Annotated in this window: 19 protein-coding genes and 1 pseudogene; 9 read left to right on the forward strand and 11 right to left on the reverse strand. The window is 68.4% G+C overall.

What is annotated here, in order from left to right; all coding sequences use genetic code 11:
* Positions 1–134 precede the first annotated feature (134 nt).
* The gene (locus K3U93_RS14525; RefSeq protein WP_338156875.1) at positions 135–344 is read right to left on the reverse strand and encodes a hypothetical protein; all 210 of its coding nucleotides are present in this window, start codon (positions 342–344) and stop codon (positions 135–137) included.
* Between the two features lie 131 nt (positions 345–475).
* Between K3U93_RS14525 and K3U93_RS14530 the strand changes: the two are divergent.
* Positions 476–2,344 (forward strand): annotated as a pseudogene (locus K3U93_RS14530) (DEDD exonuclease domain-containing protein); the annotation flags it as partial.
* Here K3U93_RS14530 and trpD read toward each other — a convergent pair.
* Positions 2,282–3,292 carry an anthranilate phosphoribosyltransferase gene (gene trpD / locus K3U93_RS24950; protein ID WP_230981684.1) on the reverse strand — a complete coding sequence of 337 codons (1,011 nt, stop codon included), beginning with the start codon at positions 3,290–3,292 and terminating at the stop codon, positions 2,282–2,284. The pseudogene K3U93_RS14530 and the gene trpD overlap by 63 nt on opposite strands.
* A 184-nt stretch (positions 3,293–3,476) precedes the next feature.
* On the opposite strand from trpD, the gene ctaE reads away from it, so the two are divergent.
* Genes ctaE through qcrB form a run of 4 tightly spaced genes read left to right on the forward strand, consistent with a single transcriptional unit; the run spans position 3,477 to position 7,799 of the window.
* On the forward strand, positions 3,477–4,088 hold the full coding sequence (gene ctaE / locus K3U93_RS14535) for an aa3-type cytochrome oxidase subunit III (protein WP_071512026.1): 612 nt from the start codon (positions 3,477–3,479) through the stop codon (positions 4,086–4,088).
* 29 nt (positions 4,089–4,117) lie between these two features.
* Complete coding sequence (gene qcrC / locus K3U93_RS14540; protein ID WP_083012955.1) at positions 4,118–4,975, forward strand: cytochrome bc1 complex diheme cytochrome c subunit; 858 nt, start codon at positions 4,118–4,120, stop codon at positions 4,973–4,975.
* Entirely contained in the window at positions 4,972–6,147 is a 1,176-nt protein-coding gene (gene qcrA / locus K3U93_RS14545) for a cytochrome bc1 complex Rieske iron-sulfur subunit (RefSeq protein ID WP_083012960.1), read from the forward strand. The genes qcrC and qcrA overlap by 4 nt, the downstream gene beginning before the upstream one ends.
* Positions 6,144–7,799 (forward strand): cytochrome bc1 complex cytochrome b subunit, encoded by a 1,656-nt coding sequence (qcrB, locus tag K3U93_RS14550; protein WP_071512024.1) that lies wholly within the window; start codon positions 6,144–6,146, stop codon positions 7,797–7,799. Before qcrA ends, qcrB begins: the two co-directional genes overlap by 4 nt.
* A gap of 182 nt (positions 7,800–7,981) precedes the next feature.
* On the opposite strand, the gene K3U93_RS14555 is transcribed toward qcrB, so the two are convergent.
* Positions 7,982–8,428 (reverse strand): DUF5994 family protein, encoded by a 447-nt coding sequence (locus K3U93_RS14555; protein WP_071512023.1) that lies wholly within the window; start codon positions 8,426–8,428, stop codon positions 7,982–7,984.
* Between the two features lie 266 nt (positions 8,429–8,694).
* Positions 8,695–10,329 (reverse strand): fatty acyl-AMP ligase, encoded by a 1,635-nt coding sequence (locus tag K3U93_RS14560; protein ID WP_083012963.1) that lies wholly within the window; start codon positions 10,327–10,329, stop codon positions 8,695–8,697.
* 287 nt (positions 10,330–10,616) lie between these two features.
* On the opposite strand from K3U93_RS14560, the gene K3U93_RS14565 reads away from it, so the two are divergent.
* On the forward strand, positions 10,617–10,850 hold the full coding sequence (locus tag K3U93_RS14565; protein ID WP_071512022.1) for a hypothetical protein: 234 nt from the start codon (positions 10,617–10,619) through the stop codon (positions 10,848–10,850).
* A 19-nt stretch (positions 10,851–10,869) separates the two neighbouring features.
* On the opposite strand, the gene K3U93_RS14570 is transcribed toward K3U93_RS14565, so the two are convergent.
* The 4 genes from K3U93_RS14570 to ctaC all read right to left on the reverse strand — a co-directional run bounded on the left by K3U93_RS14570 (position 10,870) and on the right by ctaC (position 14,176).
* Complete coding sequence (locus tag K3U93_RS14570) at positions 10,870–11,511, reverse strand: DUF2561 family protein (RefSeq protein WP_220688541.1); 642 nt, start codon at positions 11,509–11,511, stop codon at positions 10,870–10,872.
* Positions 11,511–12,464 (reverse strand): MmpS family transport accessory protein, encoded by a 954-nt coding sequence (locus tag K3U93_RS14575; RefSeq protein ID WP_220688542.1) that lies wholly within the window; start codon positions 12,462–12,464, stop codon positions 11,511–11,513. The genes K3U93_RS14570 and K3U93_RS14575 overlap by 1 nt, the downstream gene beginning before the upstream one ends.
* A 183-nt stretch (positions 12,465–12,647) precedes the next feature.
* Positions 12,648–13,067, reverse strand: coding sequence for a cytochrome c oxidase subunit 4 (locus K3U93_RS14580; protein WP_071509578.1), 420 nt, complete (start codon positions 13,065–13,067; stop codon positions 12,648–12,650).
* 11 nt (positions 13,068–13,078) lie between these two features.
* Positions 13,079–14,176 carry an aa3-type cytochrome oxidase subunit II gene (gene ctaC / locus K3U93_RS14585; RefSeq protein ID WP_071509577.1) on the reverse strand — a complete coding sequence of 366 codons (1,098 nt, stop codon included), beginning with the start codon at positions 14,174–14,176 and terminating at the stop codon, positions 13,079–13,081.
* A 124-nt stretch (positions 14,177–14,300) separates the two neighbouring features.
* Here ctaC and asnB point away from each other — a divergent pair, with 124 nt between their 5' ends.
* A complete protein-coding gene (asnB, locus tag K3U93_RS14590; RefSeq protein ID WP_083012867.1) occupies positions 14,301–16,244 on the forward strand; it encodes an asparagine synthase (glutamine-hydrolyzing) in 1,944 nt (647 codons plus the stop codon).
* A 140-nt stretch (positions 16,245–16,384) separates the two neighbouring features.
* Here the strand turns inward: asnB and K3U93_RS14595 are convergent, their stop codons facing one another.
* The gene (locus K3U93_RS14595) at positions 16,385–17,359 is read right to left on the reverse strand and encodes a carbohydrate kinase family protein (RefSeq protein WP_071509575.1); all 975 of its coding nucleotides are present in this window, start codon (positions 17,357–17,359) and stop codon (positions 16,385–16,387) included.
* A 164-nt stretch (positions 17,360–17,523) separates the two neighbouring features.
* Between K3U93_RS14595 and K3U93_RS14600 the strand changes: the two genes are divergently transcribed.
* The gene (locus K3U93_RS14600; protein ID WP_071509574.1) at positions 17,524–18,195 is read left to right on the forward strand and encodes an Rv0361 family membrane protein; all 672 of its coding nucleotides are present in this window, start codon (positions 17,524–17,526) and stop codon (positions 18,193–18,195) included.
* 48 nt (positions 18,196–18,243) lie between these two features.
* On the opposite strand, the gene K3U93_RS14605 is transcribed toward K3U93_RS14600, so the two are convergent.
* Together K3U93_RS14605 and K3U93_RS14610 are read right to left on the reverse strand one after the other, a co-directional pair.
* Complete coding sequence (locus K3U93_RS14605) at positions 18,244–18,600, reverse strand: HesB/IscA family protein (protein ID WP_071509573.1); 357 nt, start codon at positions 18,598–18,600, stop codon at positions 18,244–18,246.
* Positions 18,601–18,667: 67 nt separating this feature from the next.
* Positions 18,668–19,744, reverse strand: a complete 1,077-nt coding sequence (locus K3U93_RS14610) for a glycerate kinase family protein (RefSeq protein WP_071509579.1) — start codon at positions 19,742–19,744, stop codon at positions 18,668–18,670.
* 191 nt (positions 19,745–19,935) lie between these two features.
* Between K3U93_RS14610 and K3U93_RS14615 the strand changes: the two genes are divergently transcribed.
* Positions 19,936–20,616, forward strand: coding sequence for a DUF3043 domain-containing protein (locus K3U93_RS14615; RefSeq protein ID WP_071509572.1), 681 nt, complete (start codon positions 19,936–19,938; stop codon positions 20,614–20,616).
* The last annotated feature ends 8 nt before the right edge of the window (positions 20,617–20,624 follow it).

Consider the following 20,624-nt stretch of genomic DNA (forward strand, 5'->3'; position numbering starts at 1 on the left):
CTCAAACAGGTTACGAAACGATATCGGCGTTTGTCCAAAGCGGATCGTTAAGAAAATGGAAAGATTTCTGTCATTAGTTTGTGGGTGACGGCGCGTAGATCGAGGCGATTCGGCGGTCCCGGCGCGCGGGGCATTTAAGCGACACCGGACCCACGGTCGCGGCGAATCGGCACCAGGCGCAATCTCGGCGCCAATCCGACGTCGGCGAGCACTTCCAATGCGGCGCGTTCGTCCTCCAATAACGTTTCCGGGACCCCGAGTAACACGCTCACCACGCAATCGCGGCATCCGGGGCCGCGCACCGCGCAGCTATCGCAGTCGATCACCAGGGGTTCGTGTTCCATCGGGGCGGTCCTTTCGTCTGGCCTTCCGCACGCTTGAGTCGCGCTGGCCTGGACGCTAACCGCGGGCACCGACATCTCTCTCCCGGCGTGGGAATCCGCGCCTGTCGGTGGGCATGCCTAACGTCGCGGCCATGGGTGCAGCCGGCGCGACTCAGCTGAGTTTCGCCGACCTGGGACCTCCTGCCGACGACGTCCCGCTGCGGGAAACCACTTTCGTCGTGGTGGACCTGGAGACCACCGGCGGGCGCACCAAAAGCACCGGAGGGACACCCGCCGACGCCATCACCGAGATCGGGGCGGTCAAGGTCCGCGGCGGCGTCGTGCTCGGCGAGTTCGCCACCCTGGTCGACCCGCGCCGCGACATCCCGCCGCAGGTCGTGCAACTCACCGGCATCACCACGGCGATGGTGTGTGACGCCCCGGCCATCGACGCCGTGCTGCCGATGTTCTTCGAATTCGCCGGCGGCGCGGTGCTGGTCGCCCACAACGCCGGGTTCGACGTCGGATTCCTGCGGGCCGCCGCCCGGCGATGCGACATCGCCTGGCCCCGGCCGCAGGTGCTGTGCACGGTCCGGCTGGCCCGCCGGGTGCTGTCCCGAGAGGAGGCGCCCAGCGTGCGGCTCGCCGCGCTGGCGCGGCTGTTCGCCGTCGCGACCCAACCCACCCACCGCGCCCTCGACGACGCCCGCGCCACCGTCGACGTGCTACACGCGCTCATCGAGCGGGTGGGCAACCAGGGCGTGCGCACCCTCGCCGACCTGCGCTCGTATCTGCCCGACGTGACGCCGGCCCAGCGCCGCAAAAGGGCGCTCGCCGAGGGCCTACCGCACCGGCCCGGGGTCTACCTGTTCCGCGGGCCGGGCGGCGAGACGCTCTACGTCGGCACCGCCGTCGACCTGCGCCGCCGGGTGAGCCAGTACTTCACCGGCGCCGATCCCCGCGGCCGGATGAAGGAGATGGTCGCGCTGGCCACCGCGGTCGACCACGTCGAGTGCGCGCACCCGCTGGAGGCCGGGGTCCGCGAACTGCGGATGCTGGCCGCCCACGCCCCGCCGTACAACCGCCGGTCGAGGTTCCCGCGGCGCTGGTGGTGGCTGGCGCTGACCGACGAGGCGTTTCCGCGGCTGGCGGCGGTCCGGGCGCCGCGGCACGACCGCGCCGTCGGCCCGTTTCGGTCCCGCACCGACGCCACCGAGACGGCGGACCTGCTGGCGCGGTTCACCGGCGTCCGGACCTGCACCGCGCGACTGGGACGTTCGGCCCTGCACGGGCCGGCCTGCCCCGAGGCCGAAGTGTCGCCCTGCCCCGCCGCCCGCGACGTCACCGCCACCCAATATGCGGCGGCCGTGGCGCGCGCCGCGGCGCTGATCGACGGCCTGGACGACGGCGCGCTGGCCGCCGCCGTGCGCCAGGTTGCCGCGCTCGCCGAGCGCCGTCAGTTCGAGAGCGCCGCGCGGCTGCGCGACCGCACCGCCGCCGCGATCGACGTCCTGTGGCGCGGCCAGCGGCTACGCGCGCTGGCCGCGCTGCCCGAGCTGATCGCCGCCGCGCCGGACGGTCAAAGCGGCTACCACCTCGCCGTCGTCCGATACGGCCAGCTCGCCGCGGCCGGCACCGCCAAGCGCGGGGTGCCGCCGATGCCGGTGGTCGACGCGATTCACGCTGGCGCACAGGCGATCCTGCGGGCGGCGGCGCCGCTCGGCGGCGCGCCGGTCGAGGAGACCGCGCTCATCGCGCGCTGGCTGGCCACCCCCGGGGTGCGCATCGTGCGAGTGGCCGACGACGACGGATGGGCCTCGCCGCTGCGGTCGGCCGGCGCCTGGGCGGGGTGGGCGGCGCTGGCGCGCTCGGCCCGGCTGGCGGGCGCGCAAGCGCCGAGCCCGATTGCCCGGCTCCTCCCCGGCCCGGCGGACGGGCCGCATCGTCGCCAGGCCGACTCAGACCTGCTGGCCGAACCGCACCCATCGCGCGAGCAGCTGTTCGGCCGCGCCGGAGTCGATGGCCGCGCCGGCCCGCGCCAGCCCGTCCTCCCACGCCGGCAACCATTCGGCGCGGCTGGATAGGCCGGCATGGGCGACGATCGCCCCGGCGGCGTTGAGCACGACGGCGTCGCGGACCGGGCCCTTGGCGCCGGACAGCACCGCGCGCGCCTCCGCGGCGTTGGCCTGCGCGTCACCGCCCAGCAGCTCGTGCAGCTCGGCGCGGGCGAACCCGAAGCCGGCCGGATCGAACGTCAGCCGGTCCACCGTGCCGGCCTGCACCCGCCAGATCGTGCTCGTGGTCGTGGTGGTCAGCTCGTCGAGCCCGTCGTCGCCGTGCACCACCAGCACGCTGGATCGGCGCGCCGCGAACACCCCCGCCATCACCTCGGCCAGGTCGGCGAACGCGCAGCCGATCAACCCGGCCCGCGGCCTGGCCGGATTGGTCAGCGGCCCAAGGAGATTGAATACCGTGGGCACCCCGATCTCACGGCGCACCGCGGACGCGTGCCGGTACGACGGATGAAACAGCGGCGCGAAGCAGAACCCGATGCCGACTTCGGCGAGACTGCGCGCGACCTGCTCGGGCCCCAGGTCGATGCGCACCCCGAGCGCCTCCAGCGTGTCGGCGCCGCCCGACAGCGACGACGACGCCCGGTTGCCGTGTTTGACCACCGGCACGCCGGCGGCGGCGACCACGATCGACGCCATGGTGGACAGGTTGACGGTGTTGACCCCGTCGCCGCCGGTGCCGACGATGTCAACGGCATCACCGCGCGTCGCGTCGGCGGGAAACGCGCGGGCGTGGCGCAGCATGACGTCGGCCAGCTCGCTGACCTCGGCCGCGGTGGGGACCTTCATCGTCATCGCCACCGCAAACGCGGCAATCTGGGCCGGGCTCGCGTCGCCGGCCATGATCTGGTCCATGGCCCAGGCGGCCTGGCCCCACGCCAATTCCCGACCGCCCATCAACCGACCCAGGACCCGCGGCCACGACGGCGCGGGCCCGGGAAACGAGCCTTCGGATGGCGCGGGCACGCGCCGATGGTCCCACGAGGACCGAGCGCCCCCCAACCGCGCCGAAAACGACGCGGCCGATCAAATTTCTGACCCGGGTAGAGTTCGACAACTACAAAGCGTCATACTTGCGGATGTGACCAGCGCTGTGGGGACCTCCGGTACCGCGATCACGTCGCGAGTGCATTCGCTGAATCGGCCCAACATGGTTAGTGTCGGCACCATAGTTTGGCTTTCCAGCGAACTCATGTTCTTTGCTGGCCTGTTCGCGATGTATTTCACCGCGCGGGCCCAGGCCGGCGGGAAGTGGCCGCCGCCGCCCACCGAGCTGAACCTCTACCAGGCCGTCCCGGTGACGCTGGTGCTGATCGCGTCGTCGTTCACCTGCCAGATGGGCGTGTTCGCCGCCGAGCGCGGCGACGTGTTCGGGCTGCGCCGCTGGTACGTGATCACGTTCCTGATGGGCCTGTTCTTCGTCCTCGGGCAGGGCTACGAGTACTACCACCTGTCGACCCACGGCACCACCATCCCGGGCAGCGCCTACGGCAGCGTGTTCTACCTGGCCACCGGCTTCCACGGCCTGCACGTCACGGGCGGGCTGATCGCCTTCATCTTCCTGTTGGCCCGCACCGCGATGAGCAAGTTCACCCCGGCGCAGGCGACGGCCAGCATCGTCGTCTCCTACTACTGGCATTTCGTCGACATCGTGTGGATCGCGCTGTTCACCGTGATCTATTTCATCCGTTAAGCAGGCAGCCACCGAACAGGAGTGCTCGGTTGAAGAAACTGAGGTCAACCCGATTTCCCGGTAAGCCGCGGGGTCAGCGAAGCGATCGTGCGCGGCGGCGCCTTCGCCGCCGGTTGTCGGGCGGGCTGCTGCTGCTGATCGCGCTGACCATCGCCGGCGGTCTGGCCGCCGTGCTGACCCCCACCCCGCAGGTGGCGGTGGCCGACGAGTCGTCATCGGCGCTGCTGCGCACCGGCAAGCAGCTGTTCGACACCTCCTGCGTGTCCTGCCACGGCGCCAACCTGCAAGGCGTGCCCGACCACGGGCCGAGCCTGATCGGCGTCGGCGAGGCGGCCGTCTACTTCCAGGTGTCCACCGGCCGGATGCCCGCCATGCGCGGCGAGGCCCAGGCGCCGCGCAAAGAGCCGATCTTCGACGAGTCTCAGATCGACGCGGTCGGCGCCTTCGTGCAAGCCAACGGCGGTGGTCCCACCGTGGTCCGCAACCCCGACGGCAGCCTCGCGATGCGGTCGCTGCGCGGCGACGACCTGGGCCGCGGCGGCGACCTGTTCCGGCTCAACTGCGCCTCCTGCCACAACTTCACCGGCAAGGGCGGCGCGTTGTCGTCCGGTAAGTACGCGCCCGACCTGGGTCCCGCCAACGAGCAGCAAATCCTCACCGCGATGCTGACCGGCCCGCAGAGCATGCCGAAGTTCTCCGATCGCCAGCTCTCCTTCGACGCCAAGAAGGACATCATCGGCTACGTCAAGACGGTCAGCGAAGAGCGCCAGCCGGGCGGCTACGGCCTCGGCGGCTTCGGACCCGCGCCCGAGGGCATGGCCATGTGGATCATCGGGATGATCGCCGCCATCGGGCTGGCACTGTGGATTGGGGCGCGATCATCATGAGCGACTTGTCCAACAAGGGCGCGCAGGAGCCCGACGAGGCGGCGCTGGCCGTGATGTCGCAGCAGGAGCTGGTGGCGCTGGGCGGCAAACTCGACGGTGTCGAGACCGTCTTCAAGGAGCCCCGCTGGCCGGCCGAGGGCACCAAAGCCGAAAAGCGCGCCGAGCGCTCGGTGGCGCGGTGGCTTTTGCTGGGCGGCGGGTTCGGGCTGGCCCTGCTGCTCGTCTTCCTGTTCTGGCCGTGGGAGTACAAACCCAAGGAGGCCGCGGGCAACTTCCTGTACTCGCTGGCCACGCCGCTGTACGGCCTGACCTTCGGGCTGTCCATCCTGTCGATCGCCGTCGGCGCGATCCTTTTCCAGAAAAGGTTTATCCCGGAAGAGATCTCGATCCAACAACGCCACGATGGCGCGTCCCGCGAGGTCGACCGCAAGACGGTCGTGGCGAACCTGGCCGACGCCTACCAGGGTTCCACGATCGGGCGACGCAAGCTGATCGGGCTGTCGTTGGGCATGGGCCTGGGCGCGTTCGGCCTGAGCACCCTGGTCGCGTTTGCCGGCGGTCTGATCAAGAACCCGTGGAAGCCGGTGGTGCCCACCGCCGACGGCATGAAGGCCGTGCTGTGGACGTCGGGCTGGACCCCGCGCTACCACGGCGAGACCATCTACCTGGCGCGGGCCACCGGCTCGCACTCCGGTGCGCCGTTCGTCAAGATGCGCCCCGAAGACATGGACGCCGGCGGCATGGAAACCGTCTTCCCGTGGCGCGAGTCCGACGGCGACGGCACCACCGCGGAATCGCACGAGAAGCTGTCAGCGATCAAGATGGGTATCCGCAACCCGGTGATGCTGATCCGGATCCGGCCCAGCGACATGGGCCGGGTGGTCAAACGCCAGGGCCAGGAGAGCTTCAACTTCGGCGAGTTCTTCGCCTTCACCAAGGTGTGCTCGCATCTGGGCTGCCCGTCGTCGCTGTACGAAGAGCAGTCCTACCGAATCCTGTGCCCGTGTCACCAGTCGCAGTTCGACGCATTGCATTACGCCAAGCCGATTTTCGGTCCGGCGGCGCGCGCGTTGGCGCAACTGCCCATCACCATCGACACCAACGGGTATCTGGTCGCCAACGGCGACTTCGTCGAGCCCGTCGGACCGGCATTCTGGGAGCGCACGACATGAGTCCGAAACTGAGTCCCCCGAAGATCGGTGATGTCCTGGCCCGCCAGGGCGAGGACATCGACACGCGGTATCACCCGTCGGCGGCGGTGCGCAGACAGCTCAACAAGGTCTTCCCCACGCACTGGTCGTTCCTGCTCGGCGAAATCGCGTTGTACAGCTTCATCATCCTGCTGATCACCGGCGTGTACCTGACGCTGTTCTTCGACCCGTCGATGACCGAGGTCACCTACAACGGCGTCTACCAACCGCTGCGTGGGGTCGAGATGTCGCGGGCCTACGAATCGGCGCTGAACATCTCCTTCGAGGTCCGGGGCGGCCTGTTCGTCCGCCAGATCCACCACTGGGCCGCGTTGATGTTCGCCGCGGCGATCATGGTGCACCTGGCGCGCATCTTCTTCACCGGGGCGTTCCGGCGGCCCCGCGAGGCCAACTGGGTGATCGGGTCGCTGCTGCTGATCCTGGCCATGTTCGAGGGCTACTTCGGCTACTCGCTGCCCGACGACCTGCTGTCGGGCATCGGCCTGCGGGCCGCGCTGTCGTCGATCACGCTGGGCATGCCGGTGATCGGGACCTGGCTGCACTGGGCGCTGTTCGGCGGCGACTTCCCGGGCACCATCTTGATCCCCCGGCTCTACGCGCTGCACATTTTGCTGCTGCCGGGGATCATCCTGGCCCTGATCGGGCTGCACCTGGCGTTGGTGTGGTTCCAGAAGCACACCCAGTTCCCCGGTCCCGGCCGCACCGAGCACAACGTCGTCGGCGTGCGGGTGATGCCGATCTTCGCGGTCAAGTCCGGCGCGTTCTTCGCGGCCATCGTCGGCGTGCTGGGCCTGATGGGCGGCCTGTTACAGATCAACCCGATCTGGAACCTGGGGCCCTACAAGCCATCTCAGGTGTCGGCCGGCTCGCAGCCGGACTTCTACATGATGTGGACCGAGGGCCTGGCCCGCATCTGGCCGCCGTGGGAGTTCTACTTCTGGCATCACACCATTCCCGCGGTGGTCTGGGTCGCGCTGATCATGGGCGCGGTGTTCATCCTGCTGATCATCTACCCGTTCCTGGAGAAGCGGTTCAGCGGCGACTACGCGCACCACAATTTGCTGCAGCGGCCGCGGGACGTTCCGGTGCGCACGTCGATCGGCGCCATGGCGATCAGCTTCTACATGGTGCTCACCCTCGCGGCGATGAACGACATCATCGCCTTCAAGTTCCACATCTCGCTGAATGCGACGACGTGGATCGGGCGCATCGGGATGGTGATCCTGCCGCCGTTCGTCTACTTCATCACCTACCGGTGGTGCCTCGGGCTGCAGCGCAGCGACCGGTCGGTGCTCGAGCATGGCGTCGAGACGGGCATTATCAAGCGGCTGCCGCACGGCGCCTACATCGAGCTGCACCAGCCGCTCGGCCCCGTCGACGACCACGGCCACCCGATACCGCTGGAGTACCAGGGCGCGCCGCTGCCCAAGCGAATGAACAAGCTGGGCTCGGCGGGGTCACCGGGTGCCGGCAGCTTCTTGTTCGCCGATCCGGCGTCCGAGGACACGGCGCTGCGCGAGGCGGAGCACGCCGCCGAGCAACGGGCTCTGACCGCGCTGCGCGAACACCAGGAGAGCATCGCCGGTTCCCCTTCCCCGAACGGCGAGCACTAGACGACGGTCGGGCATCCCCGAGGGCTAATGGTCTGGTCCGTCAGTTCGTCGGGGCTTACTTCCCTGCGTTGAGATCGACGGTAGCGTGCCGCCTACCTCGAACTTTCCCGCGCCACCGTTGATTTCGGCGCATCGTGGCCCAAACCGCGGCCCGACCGCCGACAAACTCACGGACCAGACTGCTAATGACAGCCGGAGGCGCGCTGTTGCAGGGCGGCCCGCAGGATCGAGCCCGCGGTGAGGTAGGCGGGTTTGTCCCGGTCGGCGGCATTGACGGGCAGGTCGGCGGCGCAGCGCAGCACCATCAGGGCAAGCGCGCTGTAGGTCGCGTACGGGATGATGAGCAGGTTCGCGCAGGCATCACCGCCGTTGACGGTCATCACGTGCTGGCGTTTGTGTTCCCATCCCGGCCAGTTGAAGTCGGGTGGCCGTTGTAACGGTGGCCAGTTGACGTTGATGGAGGTGATGTCTCCGAGCACGGGAGTCAGGACCGCGACAAGGTCGGGTAGTTCGTTGGTGATGCGGTCCGCGCGTGGCCACCACGCGCCGTCGATGGTGCGCCCGAGCTCGCGGGCCACCGCCAGCCGGACCGGATTGGCCCGGCCGCGGCCCCCGAACGGGCGGGTCATCGGAGGCGTCGCTGTGGACGCGGGTTTCACGGTACGTGCCTGCTGTGCACGAGAGCCAGACTTGGAATGTCTGATCGCGGGACAGGGAGGGTTGCACAATCCACGGGCGGTTCCCTTCAAACTCGGCATCGTCGCCCCGCGGTCGCGGCGCGGACGGAGGGATCACATTGCCTGTGGGTGTCACCCGCGACGATCGCGGCGGACCACCGCTGACAACGAAACGGCTCGCCCCTGACGCTACGCCACCAGCGACCCACCAAGCGCCATCAGGTAACCAATGACAGCGCGTAAGCCCGGCGCAGCTTTCCCGACGGTGTCTTGGGGATGGCGCCCGGGGCCAGCACCACCACATTGCGTGGCCGCGCCGCGACTTCGGTGACGACTTCGTGGGCCACCTCGTGCTTGATGCGCCGCACCTGCGCTGGGTCGTCGACGTTGTTCGATTCCACGGCCACGGCAAACGATTCCCGGGAATGGCCGGCGTCGAGCCGCACGGCGGCCGCGCAGCCCGCACGCACGCCCATGACTCGCCCGGCCGCACGTTCTACGTCAGTGGGGTAGATGTTGCGTCCGGCCATGATAATCACGTCCTTGGCCCGGCCGCAGACCACGACGTGGCCCTGCTCGGTGAGATAACCCAGATCCCCGGTGTTGAACCATCCCTGGTCATCTTGGGCGGCCACAAAACCGGCCGCCGTGACATATCCGGATGTGACCGGATCCCCCCGTACCTCGATGAGCCCCACACCGCGGATTGGCTCGACGGCGCCATCCTCGTCAACGATGCGGGCCTGTATGCCGTTCAACAATGGCCCCAGCGACGCCAGCCGGCGGGTATTGCCGGTGGTGGCGGGCACTGCCCGGCGCAGCACCGCGAGCATGTCGGCGTCCACCTCATCAACCACCAGTCCGCGGCCGCATTGCGAAAACGACACCGCCACAGTGGTTTCGGCCATCCCGTAGGCCGGCAAAATCGCCTCGGGACGCAGGCCGAACGACGCCCCGGCCGCACAGAGATCCTCCACATCGGTCGGTTCGACCTGTTCGGAACCCGATAACGCCCACCGTAACGACGACAAATCAAAATCACCGGGCCTCGCATGCCGGCGTAACCGCTTCGCCAGCAATGCGTAAGCAAAGTTCGGCGCCGCGGTCATCGTCGCCCGGTACTTGTCAATCAGCTTGGGCCACAACAAGATATCCGCCAAGAAGTCGACCGGCGTGACCTTGACCAACTCGGCACCGAACAACATCGGCACCGTCAAAAACCCAGTCATACCCATGTCATGAAACAGCGGCAACCAGCTCACGATCACATCGGTATCCAGGTCATGCTGGGCGCCGACGAACATCGCCTCGGCGTTGGCGATCACATTGGCATGGGTGATCGCCACCGCTTTGGGGCAGCCCGTCGAGCCAGACGTCAACTGCAACAGCGCCAGATCGTCCTCATCGCTGCCCACGACGTTGATCGGCGCGGCGGTCAACAGCTCGGCGATCGTCACGACGGTAACGCCGTGCTCGGACAGCACCGCCACGACGGCCATGAACGGATCCGACACGATCACCACCGTCGCCTCGATCATGGCGATGACCGCCAACGTGTCGTGCGCCCACGCCTGCAGATCGGTGCGCGGCGTTGGCTGATGCAACATCGTCAAACACGCGCCCCGCAACCAAACACCCTGCGCGGTCGGCGCGATCTCCACCGGGGCACCGGCCAGCACACCCACTCGATCACCCGGGCCGACCCCCAACGCGGCCAAACCACCCGCTACCCGCCGAGCCCGCTGATGAACCTCACCCCAGTCGGACCGTACCGGCGAGTCAGGGTCGCCAGTCACCAGGCCGTGGGTACTCGATTCCGCACTGCGCAGCATCGACTCAACGAATCTGCTCACGGCCACCTCCCCCATAACAGGCCGGGCAACTGACCCGCTTTCCGCCATCTCGGGACATATGAGGTGACGGCTTGACGCTACCGCTCTAACGAGCGCACCTTGGACAGGCACGCCGACATGACCCGGCGTCGAGGTGGCCGCGGCGCTGCTCGGGGCACTGCACAAGCCGTTCCAACGAGGGCCGCACTTGCCCTCTGTCCCTTTCGGCGCGCGATCCGATCCGCTTCGGTCGGCGCGCGCCGCGAATCAAGGTAATGTATGAGCAACTAACGCGAGGATAGGCGGGCATGGCGATACAGAACTGGTGCGACGCACCCGAGATTCACCCGTCGGAGATCCGGGTCGGTGACATCATCGGCACGACGCGGCCCACCCATCTGCGCTACACGGTCAAGCTGATCAGCGGCCCACAGACAAGTCCGGGGCGGTGGACATTTTTCTGCCGCGACGCCAAGGGCGTGCAGCATCTGAGCACGTTCGGGGACGACGAGTTAGTTCGCCGGTACGCCAAAGCGTCCTGACGACGCCCCGGAAACTCGGCTAGCGCGCGGCAACCACGCGGCGCAGCTGCCGAATGTGTAGCCACTCGACCACCGGCATCGCCGCGGTGACGATCCCGGCCAGCCCGTAGCCGACCCACGACGGGCCGTCGTGGCCGACGGCCATCAGGTAGGTCGCCGCCGCGACCGCGATCAGCGCGGCGCCCATCGTGCCCGTCAGCACTACCGTGCCACGCAACCAGACCCGGTCCACAGCCGCGCCGGACCACTCGCCCGCCGGCTCCACCGCCCGCACCCGTTGCTGGCGCGCCCGCTCGGCGGCGGTGCGCGGGGCGGGCGACATGAGGCGGACCGGGGGCCTGGCCTGCCCGCGTGCCGAGCCGGCGGACCGCGCAGCCGGGTCGGTCAGGCCCATGCGGCGAGCCCGCAACAGCACCGGGATCGCGCCGGCGATGATCAGCGCGGAAACGATGATGACGGCGTACAGCACCCACGGTGTGTGCGGGTTTTTGGCCATCTGGTGGAAGCCCCGCCCCAGATCCACCAGCGCGACGGCGGCGGCCACGCTCATGCCCAACAACACCAGCCAGATGGCGGCGCACGCCCCGACCAGGATGCGGTCGACGACGTCCGGTGGAACGGTGTCCGACCCGCGCCGGTATGCCGAATACCTGCTGACCATCAGCAGCTCGTCTGCGGTGCGTCGTTGGTATTGGACGACAGCACCGTTCCGTCGCTTGTGGTGATCGAGCAGTTGAGCCTGCTGACCCGGAAAAGGCTCGACGCCTCGACCGAGCCGACGTCGGAATTCGAGATCGGCGTGACGGTCATCGACCATGGGATGTACACGTTGTGCTGCGTGCGCCGCCGCCCGGAGGCGTCGACGTAGGTGACCGAAATGATGTCGCCCGGGGCTTTGGTGCCGGTCACCGAGTAGGTGACCTGCCGCGGGCCGGCCGGGGTGGTCGCGGTCGGCGGAGGCGCGGCCGGTGCCGTCGTCGTTGTCGCCGGCGCCGGGTTGGTCGTAGACGGAGGAGCCGGCGGGGGCGGCGGCGGGGGCGGGGGCGGCGTCACCGTCACGGTCTGGGTCTCCGTTGCCGTTGGGGCCTGGGTGCTGGGCGGCGGGGGCGGGGGTGGGGGTGGCGGTGTGGTGGTTGTTATTTCGTCTTGCACCGGCGGTGTCGACGGCGCGGTGCTGGTCGCGGGATTGGCGAGTTTGCTGGTGTCGGTGCGCGTGACGAGCAGCGACACCGACACCACGAGCGCGATCGCGGCCACGATGGCGGCGACGCCGACCACCCATGGCCAGCGCGGAGCGCCGTGTTCCTCGTCGGAGTCGGACGGCTCGTCATAGCTGTCGTAGTCGTAAAGCCTGAGATCGGCGGGCACGTATGGGCCGCTGACGAAATGCTCGGACTCCGGGGCGGAGTAGGCCCGCGAGTAGGCGTCGGTCTGGCCGGTCTGGCCGGCCGGTATTTCGGCGCTGTCGTCGAGGGGTTCCGGCCGGTCGCCGGAATGGAGTTCGTCGGGTTCCACGTCGTCGCCGGACGCGCCGCCGGAATCCGGTTCGTGGCTGAGCTCGCTGGCGGAATCGGGTTCTTCAGGATCCCATCCCGGGGGGTTTGGCCCGCTCATCTTTGCCTGCCCTGTCCAACTGCATCACCAGCGCGCGGGGCTCCGCGGATCCATCGTTGCGCGCGCGCTCGGAAGATTCTCATTGTGCCTGGGCAAACCCTACCGAACCGAATGGGGCGAAGAAGTCTTGGCGACCGGGCCACGGATCAACTGATGCCCGGATTGTGACCTTCGAGACGCAAATCAGTGCTTCTCGGGACCGACGTAGTACTCGAAGACCAATCCGGCCGCCGAAGCCAGGACAAACACCACCCCGGCAACGATCAACCACGGCAGCCACAGTGCAATGCCGGTCGCCGCCACCGAGCCCGACAGCGCGACCAGGATCGGCCACCAACTGTGCGGGCTGAAGAAGCCCAATTCCCCTGCGCCGTCGCTGATCTCAGCGCCCTCGTAGTCCTCGGGCCGGGTGTCCAGCCGGCGTGCCACGAACCGGAAGAAGGTCGCCGTGATCAACGCCAGGCCACCGGTCAGCGCCAGCGCGGTGGTGCCCGCCCACTCCTCGCCGCCGGTGGCGAACAGCGCCGTCAGCACCCCGTACAGCACCGCCGTCACAACGAAAAAAGCGGCGATAAATTCGAACAGCCTCGCTTCGATATGCATTGCGTCCTCACCTACTGGCTTGTGGTCTTTTCACCACGGCGGGTGTCGAACGGGTGGGTGGTCACCGCCACCGGGGACTGGGCGATCGCCTGCAGCGCTTCGGCGTTGGTCTTTCCGGCGATCCGCTGCTGCAGGTAGGCCTTGAAGTCGTTGGCCGCCACCACCCGAACCTCGAAATTCATCATCGAGTGATAGGTGCCGCAGAACTCCGCGCAGTGACCGACAAACGCCCCGGTCTTGGTGATCTCGTCGACCTGGAACACGTTGACGGAGTTGTTCGCCTCGGGGTTGGGCATCACGTCGCGCTTGAACAGGAACTCCGGCACCCAGAAGGTGTGCACGACGTCCGCGGACGCCAGTCGGAATTCGACGCGCTTGCCGGCCGGCAGCACCAGCACCGGGATTTCGGTGGCAGTTCCCAGGGTTTCGACCTTGTCGAAATTCAGATAGGTCCGGTCCTCGGTGTTGAGCCCGCGCACCGGCCCGACGAGCTCCTCGCCGTGGGCATCCTTGCCTTCCGGCTTGGAGACCATCGCGTTCTTGCGCGCCGGATCGGCGCCGTCGTAGGTCAGCGTGCCGTCCTTGAAATCGACGCGCTGGTAACCGAACTTCCAGTTCCATTGGAAGGCAGTGACGTCGATCACGACCTCGGGGTCCTTGGCCAGATGCAGCATCTTCTCCTGCACCACCACGGTGAAGTAGAACAACACCGAGATGATCAAGAACGGCGTCACGGTGAGCACCAGCTCCAGCGGCATGTTGTAGCCGAACTGCCGAGGCAGTTCGGTGTCGGTCGCCTTCTTCCGGTGAAACGCCGAGGACCAGAAGATGAGGCCCCACACGATGACCCCGACGACCAGCGAGGCGATCACCGCCCCGATCCACAGCTCCCGGTTGAGGTGGGCCTGCGGGGTGATGCCCTCCGGCCAGCCCATGCCCAGCGCTTCCGACCAGCTGCATCCGCTCAGGGTTACCGCCAGGACGCCCAGCGTCGCGGCCAGCGCCAGGGGCCGAAGACGACGGGACAGACCTCGAGGAACGCCTCCGGAACCGCGCTGGAATCTGCCCTGCGACAAGCGTTGCGAACGGACCTGCTCGCGAGGTGTCACGTCGGCGCCTCCTGCTTCGGACATCGAATACTACGCAGCGTAGACCACGCCGCTTACCCCGGCGACGGTTGGCCGGGTGCGCGGCGTCCACGGGTGCCGCCCGAGTGCGGCATACTGGGGCGCCGTGTGTGGTCTGCTGGCGTTCGTCGCGGCGCCGAGCGGTGCCGACGCCGCCAAAGCCGATGGCGCCGTCGCCCGCTCGTTGCATTTGATGCGCCACCGCGGGCCCGACGAGCCGGGCACCTGGACCGACCCGTTAAGCGACGGCTCCGTCGTCTTCGGCTTCAACCGGCTGTCCATCATCGACATCGCGCGTTCGCATCAGCCGCTGCGCTGGGGGCCGCCGGAGGCGCCCGACCGCTACGTGCTGGTGTTCAACGGCGAGATCTACAACTACGTCGAGCTGCGCGAGGAGCTGGCCGCCCGGCATGGCGCCGTTTTCGCCACCGACGGCGACGGCGAGGCCATCGTCGCCGGCTATCACCACTGGGGCACCGGGGTGCTGACGCGGCTGCGCGGCATGTTCGCGTTCGCGCTGTGGGACACCGTTGCTGGCGAATTGTTCTGCGCGCGTGACCCTTTCGGCATCAAGCCGCTGTTTATGGCGACCGGCACCGGCGGCACCGCGGTGGCCAGCGAGAAGAAATGCCTGCTGGATCTGGCCGACCTGGTGGGTTTCGACACTGGGATCGATCTCCGCGCCGTGCAGCACTACACGGTCCTGCAGTACGTGCCGGAGCCCGAGACGCTGCACCGCGGCGTGCGCCGGCTGGAATCGGGCTGCTACGCGCGGATTCGTCCCGGGTTGGCGCCGGAGGTCACCCGCTACTTCGTGCCGCGTTTTGCCGCCACGCCTATCGCCCGCGACACCGAGCAGGCCCGCTATGACGAGATCACCGCGGTGCTCGAGGACTCGGTGGCCAAGCACATGCGCGCCGACGTCACCGTCGGCGCGTTCCTGTCCGGCGGCATCGACTCCACCGCGATCGCGGCGCTGGCGATCCGGCACAACTCGCGGCTGATCACGTTCACCACCGGCTTCGAGCGGGAGGGCTTCTCCGAGATCGACGTCGCCGTGGCCTCGGCGGAGGCGATCGGTGCCCGGCACATCGCCAAGGTGGTCAGCCCCGACGAATTCGTCGCCGCCCTGCCCGAGATCGTCTGGTATCTCGACGAGCCCGTCGCCGACCCGGCGCTGGTGCCGCTGTTCTTCGTCGCCCGCGAGGCCCGCAAGCACGTCAAGGTGGTGCTGTCCGGCGAGGGCGCCGACGAGCTGTTCGGCGGCTACACGATCTACCGGGAGCCGTTGTCGCTCAAGCCCTTTGACTATCTGCCGCGGCCGCTGCGGCGGTCGATGGGCAGGGCGTCCAAACCGCTGCCCGAGGGCATGCGGGGCAAGAGCCTGCTGCACCGGGGATCGCTGACGCTCGAGGAGCGCTACTACGGCAATGCCCGCAGCTTCTCCGATGCGCAGCTGCGCGACGTGCTGCCCGGGTTCCGCGAGGAATGGACCCACACCGACGTGACCGCGTCTGTGTATGCCGAGTCGACCGGCTGGGACCCGGTGGCCCGCATGCAGCACGTCGACCTGTTCACCTGGCTGCGGGGCGACATTCTGGTCAAGGCCGACAAGATGACGATGGCCAACTCGCTGGAGCTTCGGGTGCCGTTCCTGGATCCCGAGGTGTTCGCCGTCGCCTCCCGGCTGCCGGTGGAGGCGAAGATCACCCGCACCACCACCAAGTACGCCCTGCGGCGCGCGCTGGAGCCCATCGTTCCGGCGCACGTGCTGAACCGGCCCAAGCTGGGGTTCCCGGTGCCGATCCGGCATTGGCTGCGCGCGGGCGAACTGCTGGAATGGGCCTACGAGTTGGTGGCGGCGTCGCAGGCCGGTCACCTGGTCGACCTCGGGGCCGTTCGCCGGATGCTCGACGAGCACCGAAGCGGCGTGAGCGATCACAGCCGCCGGCTGTGGACCGTGCTGATCTTCATGCTGTGGCACGCGATCTTCGTCGAGCACAGCGTGGTGCCGCGGATCAGCGAGCCCGTCTACCCCGTCCAGCTCTAGTGTGAAGCGAGGGCTTCGGGAGTGAACCCTGGGCGGGGATTTCGCGGATTTCCCGCCGTGGATTCACACCCCACGCCGTGACTTCACACCCGACGCCCTGGATTCACACCCCACGCCGTGACGGCACACCCGCCGCCAAGTTAGGCGAGCACGGCGGTGATCTCGGCGGCGGCGTCCTCGCCGTAGGCACCGGCCAACCGGGTGGCCGCGACCTCGTGATCCCAGGTCCACTCCTGGGTCCCGGTCGACTCCAGCACCAGCACCGCGACCAGCGAGCCCAGCTGCGCGGAACGCTCCAGGCTAAGACCCGCGCTGCGGCCGGTGAGGAAACCGGCCCGGAAGGCGTCGCCGACGCCGGTGGGGTCGGTCTGGCTGGTCTCGGGCACCACGTCGACGTGGGTGGTGGTGCCGTCGGGCTCGACGATGTCGACGCCCTTGGGGCCCAGCGTGGTCACCCGCAGGTCGACCTGCGCCATCACGTCGGCCTCCGTCCAGCCGGTCTTGGACAGCATCAGATCCCACTCGTAGTCATTGGTGAACAAGTACCTGGCGCCGTCGGTGAGCTGGCGGATCTCGTCTCCGGACAGCCGGGCCAGCTGCTGGGACGGGTCGGCGGCGAACGGCACCCCGAGCTTGCGGCATTCCTCGGTGTGCACCAGCATGGCGTCCGGGTCGTTGGCCCCGATGATCACCAGCTCCGGCGCGCCGATGGACGCGATCACGTCGGCGAGCTTGATGTTGCGGGCCTCCGACATGGCGCCCGGGTAGAACGAGGCGATCTGCGCCATGTCGACGTCGGTGGTACAGGTGAAACGCGCCGTGTGCGCGCTCTCGGAGATCAGGACGTGGTCGCAGTTGACGTTGTGGGACTGCAGCCATTCGCGATAGTCGGCGAAGTCGTCGCCGGCCGCACCGACCAACGCGACGTCCCCGCCCAGCACGCCGATGGCGAAGGCGATGTTTCCCGCCACACCGCCGCGATGAATCACCAGGTCGTCGACCAGAAAGCTGAGCGACACCTTCTGCAGATGCTCGGGCAGCAGCTGCTCGGAAAATCGGCCGGGAAACCGCATCAGATTGTCGGTCGCAATCGAACCTGTCACCGCGATGGTCACGAAATCTCCACCCTTCGTTAGTAAGGTTATCTAGCTTACTCAGGCGCATCGAGCGTCGTTGCGTCGCGGTCGACGGGAGGCCGTGCGCTAGCCTGCCAAGGGAACTCACTCAAGTCGCGCCGGGGCCCGTTCACGGTCCCGTCTATCACCGTAGGAGAACCACGATGGCCGGTCCGCACTCGCCGAACCACGCTGTCGGCACCGACGGACCAACGCCGCACGCCGAGTCCCAGCCGCTTGAGTTCCCCCATGAACCCATCGCCGGCGATCCGGTCTTCGCCTCCGCGCCGACCAACGACGCGTCACCCAATTATTCCGGACAACCGCCGCCGGTGTCATACCCGAGGCGACGGTCCAAGCGCCGGCTGGTCATCGGCATTCTGGTGGCCGTCGCGCTGGTGGCCGCGTTGACGGTGGCGATCACCTACGGGGTCCGCACCAACGGCGCCAACACCGGCACGTCATTCTCCGAGGCGGCGGCCAAGACCGCGATTCAGGACTATCTCGACGCGCTCGAACACCGTGACGTCAACACCATCGTCCACAACTCGCTGTGCGGCATGTACGACGGCGTCCGCGATAAAAGGGCCGACCAGGCGCTGGCCAGGATGAGCAGCGACGCCTTCCGCAAGCAGTTCTCCGAGGTCGAACTGACCTCGATCGACAAGATCGTGTACTTGTCGCAGTATCAGGCCCAGGCGCTGTTCACCATGCGGGTGTCGCCCGCGACCGGCGGCCCGTTGCGCGGGGAGGTGCAGGGCATCGCGCAGCTGCTTTTCCAGCGGGGCCAGATCATGGTCTGCTCGTACGTGCTGCGGACCGGGGGTTCGTACTGACTCACTTTTCGGCCGCGAAAGTGCAGGCACCGACGGCGTCGGTCGCGGTCAGTTGAACGAGTCCCCGCAGGCGCAGGAGCCGGTGGCGTTGGGGTTGTCGATGGTGAAGCCCTGCTTCTCGATGGTGTCGACGAAATCGATGGACGCGCCCTCGACGTAGGGTGCGCTCATCCGGTCCACCGTCAAGGTCACGCCACCGAATTCCGCGGTCAGGTCACCGTCCAGCGTCCGGTCGTCGAAGAAGAGGTTGTAGCGCAGCCCGGCGCAGCCGCCCGGCTGGACCGCGATGCGCAGCGCCAGGTCGTCGCGTCCCTCCTGGTCGAGCAGGGACTTCGCCTTAGCGGCGGCGGTATCGGTCAGGATCACGCCGTGGGTCTTGGCGGTTGACTCGTTTTGCACCGTCATTGCTTCTCCTACGTGCCTCATCGTTTGGGTTGGGCGGCCCGAACCACTCGGGTGAAAACCCACTGACTCAACGGTACCTTGCGGGACCGCTATTCCCGAGGCGCGCCGCCACCTGTGACGCCAATCCCATGAGCTGGTTTGCCGCGTCGGCCTGCGCCAATCGCACCGAACCGGCGTAATCGGCGATGGACAGGGCCGACATGATGCCCGACGATCGCACCGCCGAATTCTCCAGGCCGACCTGGCCGGCCAGCACGATCACGGGAATTCCCAGCGGACGGGCCGCGTCCGCGAGAAATCCGACCACCTTTCCGTGCAGGGACTGCTCGTCGAACCGCCCTTCACCGGTGACGATCATGTCCGCGGTCTCGAGGTCGTCGGCCAGGTGGGTGTGTTCGGCGATGATCGCCGCGCCGGATTCGCACCGGCCGCCGAGCGCCAGCAGCCCGGCCCCGATGCCGCCGGCGGCGCCCGCGCCCGGCTCCGCGCCGACGTCCCGCCCGGCCACCGCTTCCAGTTCGAGCGCCCACGCCTCGAGGCGGACTTCGAGCGCGGCGACGACGGCCGTGTTCGCGCCCTTCTGCGGCCCGAACACCCGAGCCGCGCCCCACGGCCCCAGCAGGGGATATTCGGTGTCCGAGGCGGCGATCAGCTCCACGTCGGCCAGCCGTCGGCGGGCCGCGTCCAGCCCGCCCAGCTGGGTAATCATTCCCTTCCCGCCGTCGGTGCACGCGCTGCCGCCCAGCCCGACCACGATCCGCTTCGCCCCGACCCGCAGCGCCTCGGCGATGAGCTGCCCGACTCCGCTGCTGTCGGCCGCCAAAGCGGTCTCCGGGGTGGGCGGGCCGCCAAGCAACGTCAGGCCACACGCCTGCGCACACTCCAGGTACGCGGTCGCCGAGATGCGATCGAATACCCACGCGGCTTCTACCGTGGTGTCCAGCGGCCCACATACCTGCAGTCGCCGCGTCTCCCCCAGCCGGCTGGCCAGCACCTCGATGAAGCCCGGGCCGCCGTCGGACTGCGGGGCGACGATGAACCGATCGCCGGGTCGTGACCGGGTCCAGCCCGTCGCGATCGCGGCGGCGGCCTCCACGGCCGTCAGGCTGTCGCCGTAGCAATCCGGGGCCACCAGGACCAGCATGGCCGGCAACTGGAGACGACCGGGCGCGGGGCCGCCGGCAGCATCACCCGAGGCCATCGTGCCGTCGTCCATCACAGGTAGCCATTCATCACAGTCAAGCCTAGGGCCAAGTCACACGCTGGCGCATGCCTAACAACAACGCATTCCGGGGCCATTACGAGGTAGATCATGCGCGAAGTAACCTGGCCACTGTGAAGCTGATGGGCCGGAAGAAGGGCCACAACGACGACCTCGACGGGGGCATCAACGGGGATCCGGTCGGTTCCCCGGACGGCCCGCCGCGCGCCTCCCGCCGGACCGACCCCAAGGGCCGGCCCACCCCCAAGCGCAGCCAGGCCCGGCGCAACGCAAAGAAGGGCCCGGTCGCGCCGGCACCCATGACCTCGTCCGAGGCGCGGGCCCGGCGCAGATCGCTGGCCGGACCCAAGCTCAGCCGCGAGGAGCGCAGGGCCGAAAAGACCGCCGGCCGCGCGCGGATGACGGACCGCCGGGAACGCATGATGGCCGGCGAAGAGGCATACCTGCTACCGCGCGATCAAGGGCCGATACGGCGCTACGTGCGCGATGTGGTGGACTCCCGGCGCAACGTCCTCGGCCTGTTCATGCCCGCAACGCTGGTCCTGCTGTTCGCCACGTTCGCCGTCCCGCAGCTGCAGCTCTACGTCTCTCCGGCGATGCTGGTGCTGATGGTCGTGATGGGCGCCGACGGGCTCGTCCTGGGACGCAAGGTGAGCAGGCTGGTCGACGCGAAGTTCCCGGACAACACCGAAAGCCGTTGGAAGCTAGGCCTTTACGCCGCCGGCCGGGCTTCCCAGATCCGCCGGATGCGGGCGCCTCGTCCCCAAGTCGAGCGCGGCAGCGGTGTCGGCTAGACGTCGCC

Source organism: Mycobacterium malmoense (genome assembly GCF_019645855.1).
GTDB classification, from domain to species: domain Bacteria; phylum Actinomycetota; class Actinomycetes; order Mycobacteriales; family Mycobacteriaceae; genus Mycobacterium; species Mycobacterium malmoense.